At 67.0% G+C, this 3,486-nt stretch carries 3 protein-coding genes; 2 read left to right on the plus strand and 1 reads right to left on the minus strand.

The window, feature by feature from the left end:
* The first annotated feature begins 249 nt into the window (after positions 1 to 249).
* Positions 250 to 1,029 carry a fumarylacetoacetate hydrolase family protein gene (locus H8R17_RS44795; RefSeq protein ID WP_187828894.1) on the plus strand — a complete coding sequence of 260 codons (780 nt, stop codon included), beginning with the start codon at positions 250 to 252 and terminating at the stop codon, positions 1,027 to 1,029.
* A 90-nt stretch (positions 1,030 to 1,119) separates the two neighbouring features.
* Here the strand turns inward: H8R17_RS44795 and H8R17_RS44800 are convergent, their stop codons facing one another.
* Positions 1,120 to 2,388, minus strand: a complete 1,269-nt coding sequence (locus H8R17_RS44800; RefSeq protein WP_187828895.1) for an MFS transporter — start codon at positions 2,386 to 2,388, stop codon at positions 1,120 to 1,122.
* Between the two features lie 687 nt (positions 2,389 to 3,075).
* Here H8R17_RS44800 and H8R17_RS44805 point away from each other — a divergent pair.
* Entirely contained in the window at positions 3,076 to 3,405 is a 330-nt protein-coding gene (locus H8R17_RS44805) for a hypothetical protein (protein ID WP_262506044.1), read from the plus strand.
* Positions 3,406 to 3,486: the final 81 nt, after the last annotated feature.

The raw sequence follows: 3,486 nt of genomic DNA on the forward strand, positions 1-3,486 counted from the left end.
ACGCCACGTCACCGGGCCATGCTGTGTTTTCGCAGGTCAAACCCTATTTCCAGCGACTATGCCGCTACCTCTGCTGCGGAACTCCGGTGGTCCCGCGCCGTCACTTTCCGTGTGCCAACGATAGCACTCTCGTTGCGCTCCGTGGTCGGCGGGGCGAGGTGCCGGAATCGGCCATTTCCCTATGCTAACGTTAGCACTACGCTATAGGGTAGTGCAGCCGCCCGCGGCTGCCTGGTTGCGGAGGTGTCCGTGCGGATCGTCAGGTATGCAATCGGCAGCGTGCGTCATTACGGAGAACTCGAACCCGGTGACACCCGAATCGCCAGATTCGAGGGCGATCCCTTCACCGGGTTGTCCCCTACGGGTCACATCGACGCAGTCGGCGACGTCGTCATTCTCGCGCCGGTAGAGCAATCTCGTATCTTCGGGTTCGCCTACAACTACGCGTCACATGTCGACGAGACCGACCGTGAGATCCCGGAAGTTCCCGTGTGCTTCATGAAGCCGAGCACATCGGTGGTGGGGCCGGGGGACGCCATCGTCTATCCGGCGGACGGTGAACTCATCCATTTCGAGGGCGAATTGGTCGTCGTCATCGGAAAGGAAGCCCGCCATGTGAAGCCCTCCGAGGCCCATGAGTACATCCTCGGCTATACATGCGGCAATGACGTCAGCGACCGCATCGTCCAGCGCAAGGAAAGCGCATTCGGAACGCTTCTGATCGGGAAGGGACAGGACACCTTCGCTCCCCTCGGGCCGGTCATCGCGACCGGACTCGACCCCTCGGGACTGTCGTTGACGACCCGGGTGAACGGCACCGTCGTGCAGTCGGCCAGCACGGCCGATCTGCTGCTCCCCGTTCCCGGCATCGTCAGCTACCTCAGCCGCTATCTGACGCTGCTGCCCGGAGACGTGATCATGACCGGTACGCCGTCCGGCGTCGGACCGATCCACCCCGGAGACGAGGTCGAGGTGGAGATCGAGGGTATCGGCGTCCTGCGTAACCCGGTCGTGGCCGAGAGTCGTTGACCGGCGGACGCCCGTTTGGCGCCCGTGCGACGGGGCCTGCTCACCGCTCGGCGGTGGGCAGGCCCCTTGGCGCGTCGGCGGTCCGTGCCGCTAGCGGACCGCGTTGTTGAACTGTGCGGGCCGGACGAAGGTCAGGGCGGCGACGCCCACCAGCGGCAGGAGCGTGACCTGGAGGAGCCCGGCCCGGTCCCAGCCGAAGGCATCCACGAGGGCGGCGAAGAGCAGTCCCGAGAACGCCGCCGGTCCGTAGTAGCTGGTGACGAAGAGACCGGAGGCGCGTCCGATCTGCGACGGGCGGACGGCCCGCTGCATCGCGCTGTTGGTGTTGGGGTAGATGAAGCCCAGGCCGAAGGCGCCCATGAGGAAGGCGAACACGCACTGCACGCCGACTCCGGCCTGCGTCTCGTAGATGCACACGCTGACGGCGGAGACGGCCAGCAGGCTCAGGATCAGCAGGTTGCGCTGGTTGAAGCGGTCGCCGAGCCAGCCGCCGAAAATGGCCGTCATGCCGCCGAAACCGAGGAAGCTCATGGCCAGTGCGGCCTGCTCGGCGGTGTAGTGCAGCGAGGTGATGAGGTACGTCGGGTAGAGGCCCAGGAACCCGTAGATCGCCACACCGCTGATGACCGCGTGGACCGCCAGTGCGATGGTGTTGCGGTTGTAGGGCGAGGCCGGCATGTAGTCGTAGGTCCTGGTCGAGACGGCCTTCTCGACCAAGTGTTCGGTCAGGCCGGTTTTCACGAGGAACAGGGAGGCGGCGGCGATCAGCAGCCCGGCCGTGCCGAACAGGTAGAAGGGCGAGTGCCAGGTGCCGTGCATGCTCATGAGCTGGATGCCGATGAGCGGGGCGATGAACACGCCGATGGAGTAGCCCACGCCGATGATGCCGAAGGCGAGGCCGCGCCGGTGGGCGAAGAAGGCGCCGATCGCTGCGAAGATGGCGGCGGACTGCATGCCCTCGCCGAAGCCGGAGACGACCCGGTAGACCGTCATGTCGGCGAAGCCGGTCGCCAGCGGCGTGGCCATCGTGCCCAGGGAGTAGATCACGATGCTGGCCAGTAGCACCGTCTTGCGGCGGAAGCGGTCCAGGAGATAGCCCGCGGGCAGGCCGGCCAGGGCCATGCCGAGGGTGAAGTTCGTTGCCAGCAGCCCGCCCTGCTCCAGGGAGAACCCGTACTCCGCACGGATGTTGGGCAGCAGGGGAGGGAAGACCTGACGGTCCATCGCGTTGACCATGTAGGAGAGGACGATCAGCAGGAAGCCGACCCCGATCATGACCCGGGAAAGGGGAGGGCGGCTGCTTTCCTGTGTGTCACCGACGGGCACTGCACCGGTGTCGACTTGCGCTGTGTGAGTCATAGCGGCTCCTGAGGAGGAATGGGCCACGGCAGGCCGCGGCGGACGCATCGCCGGTACGGAGGCGTACGGGCGGCAACGAATGCGGTGAGACGAGAAGCGGTGAGCTGAACACGGACTCGGTCGAGTCGGCGTTGGCGAGGCAGCCGCCGACTGGCGGAATGGGGCGATGGGCCGCCGCGCGGTCGGAAGCCGTATGCGGAATTCAGCCGTATGTCGCCCGTCGGGGACGTCCGTGGCTATGGCGTCTTCGACAGCCGGCCTCGTGCAGACCCATTTCGGGGCACATGGTCGGCGCTGGCAGAAACCATGAAGGGAAGACCGTTGCGCGTCAAGGTGTGTACGACGGATTTCTTCGGCGGTGCTTGTTCCGTGACTCTTGACGCACCGGAGACCGTGAGTGCTATCGTTAGCACAACGTGGCTATGACAAAGTGATGCGACGTGCCCGGCATCTCGTGACCCGTTCCCGGGACGTACCGCCGCGCCTCCACCGACCACAAGTCGGCGAGCGCCGGCAGCCCACCCGAGCCCAACGACCCTCTTCACCCCACCCATGGCGACCGAAGCCCTGATCGGACGTGACGTCGGCCGCCGTTCTGGATGACGATCAAACCTGCTGACCGGATGCGACCGGGCGGGACGCCCGGCCGTCCGCTGCGGCCGCACGACTCTGCGAGGACGACCTGCCATGAAACCACCGAGCCGCTCCGGCACCGTGCTGCTCACCGACCACGCCTGGCCCGACGACTCCGTCGAGCGATCGGTCGTCGAGAGCGCGGGGCACGCCCTGGTGACGGGCCCTGCCGAGCCCGCCTCGGCCGAGGTGGTCGAGGAGCTGGTCGCCGAGCACCGGCCCGCCGGGATCCTGACCTGCTGGGCGCCCGTGTCGGCCACCGCGATCGGCACGTCGCCGGACCTTCGCATCGTGGCCAGGCTCGGGGTCGGCTTGGACAACATCGCCGTGGACGCTGCCACCGAGCGGGGTGTGTGGGTCGGCGGCGCGGCGGCGCAGCGATGAACTCGAGCTCCGCGCAGGTGGGGCCGGGCCCCGTGCCCGACAGCGCGCTGACGGACTTCCTGATCGCCCACAGGCTCGCCG

Origin of the sequence: Streptomyces sp. TRM68367 (assembly GCF_014495685.1) — a bacterium.
Taxonomy (GTDB): domain Bacteria; phylum Actinomycetota; class Actinomycetes; order Streptomycetales; family Streptomycetaceae; genus Streptomyces.